The 2,067-nt window shown below is 33.1% G+C and carries 2 protein-coding genes; both read left to right on the top strand.

Features of this window, described 5'->3' with window-relative positions:
• Nucleotides 1-197 precede the first annotated feature (197 nt).
• Nucleotides 198-917: a 6-hydroxymethylpterin diphosphokinase MptE-like protein gene (locus QZU83_RS10745; protein ID WP_292606203.1), complete on the top strand. Its 720-nt coding sequence runs from the start codon at nucleotides 198-200 to the stop codon at nucleotides 915-917.
• A 36-nt stretch (nucleotides 918-953) separates the two neighbouring features.
• The coding region (locus QZU83_RS10740; RefSeq protein WP_295611974.1) for an ORC1-type DNA replication protein at nucleotides 954-2,067 on the top strand (1,114 nt) is incomplete at its 3' end.

Here is a 2,067-nt window from a genome sequence, read left to right as displayed (position 1 = left end):
TGTGCGGTCTATTTTATACCTCGATATTTGGTGCCGTTAATGTTGGAACAATCATATCTGCTTTCATGGTGGGATTTACTTTAAGACAGATTTCCAATTTATACTTCAAATTAACAGGCAAGCGAATCAATGTCGTAAATCAATAGCACAAATTATTTAATTGGTTAATGGGTATATTAATATAGTGAGGTTTAAACATGGAATTCGGTCTTTGGGAGAGATATTATAAAGAAATTCTTGATGATTTTGGTTTTTCAAGAGATGATGATGAATATTCAGCAAAAGTATTGGACGAGATATTGTCTGAAGAAGGTTGCCTTACATTGGATGATTTAGGTCAAATTGTTAATTTTTCAGATAAATACATTGTATTTGGTGCTGGACCATCTCTAAAAAAACATATTGTAGAATTGAAAGAAAATAAAGACTTAAAAGATTATGTTTTGGTTGCAGCAGATGGTGCAACCACTGCTTTGATTGAAGAGAGGATTTCTCCAGATATAGTAGTGACAGATTTGGATGGAAATCTTGATGATATTCTTTTGGCAAACTTGAGGGGCGCAAACATTGTCGTTCATGCCCATGGGGACAATCTGGAACAGATAATTAAATTCACATCATTTTTCAATAATGTTCTTGGAACTACTCAGGCTCAACCTGTTGGCAATGTATACAACTTTGGAGGATTCACCGATGGGGACAGGGCCATATTTTTAGCCGTTGCTCTTGGAGCTAGCGAAATTACTTTGGCTGGTATGGATTTCGGAGATATTGTAACAAAATACTCACGACCAAAACTTTCAACCGATTTGGCAGATGCTGATGAGTTCAAAAGGAAGAAATTGAAGTATGCTGAAGAATTGACTGCATGGATAGTTGAAAATGAAAATGCAGATATTATTAATTTGTGCGAATAATAATTGATTTATACTAGTTAAAATAGATTAGATAATATGGCAATTGAAGATATTTTAATGTATGATGAAAGTCTTTTTCAAAATATTAATGCTTTTGACCCTGATTATATGCCTCAAAACTATAATTTCAGGGATACTCAAATGGAAGCAATGGCAATGTCCATAAGGCCTGCCATAAGGGGAGGTAAACCATCAAATGCAATTGTTTTAGGTTCTCCTGCTACTGGAAAAACAACTGCAATTAAAAAAGTATTTGAACTCGTTGAAAAGACTTCAGAGAAGGTTGTATGTGTTTATATTAACTGTCAGATTCATACTACTCGTTTTGGAATTTTTTCACAAATCTACAAGAAAATATTTGGCCATATTCCTCCAGAAACTGGTGTTCCTTTCTCAAGAATTTATGATCAAATTATGAAATATCTTCAAACTAATGATAAAGCATTAATAGTTGCTTTTGACGATGTCAATTATTTATTCCAAAGTAAAACTGCTAATAAAGTATTTTACGATGTTTTAAGAGCATATGAAGAATATAATGGAGTTAAAACTGCTACTTTTGCAATCCTTTCTGATTTGGAATTCAAATATGCTTTCGATAAGAATGTAAATACTGTTTTCATTCCTCAGGAAATAACTTTTCCTTTATATTCATACACTGAAATTGAAGAAATCCTTAAAAACAGGGCAAAGGCAGGATTTTATCCAAATGTTTTGGGCGATGAGATACTTGAACAAATTGCAATGATACTTGAACAAATTGCAATGTATACCTATGAAAAAGGAGACCTGAGAATTGGAATCAATCTTTTAAGGACATGTGGTAACATTGCAGAAGCTGATGCAAGCCGTGAAATTACTCAAAAGCATTATGATGAAGCTGTCAATTCACTTGTTTCTATTAACATCAAACAGGCTATTGATTCTTTAAATGATGAGGAAAGAAGTGTCCTAAAGGCAATAGCTGATTATGATGGAGTATACACAGCCGGTGAATTGTCCGAGATATTCAAAGAAAAAACAGGATCCAGTTATACTTCATTTTATAGGGTTCTGGATAAATTAGAATTTGTAAGATTAATTGATACCAAATTTACAGGAAAAGGGGTTAAGGGAAAATCTCGTGAAATTATATTGCGTTTTAACCCCG

Origin of the sequence: uncultured Methanobrevibacter sp., assembly GCF_902771435.1 — an archaeon.
In the GTDB taxonomy this organism is placed as follows: domain Archaea; phylum Methanobacteriota; class Methanobacteria; order Methanobacteriales; family Methanobacteriaceae; genus Methanocatella.
The sequence above is the reverse complement of the archived record's forward strand: the minus strand, read 5'-3'. Positions and strand labels throughout refer to the sequence as shown.

Excerpts from the sequence above, each read along its gene's own strand:
- QZU83_RS10745 (WP_292606203.1), top strand. The coding sequence starts at position 198 with ATGGAATTCGGTCTTTGGGAGAGATATTATAAAGAAATTCTTGATGAT.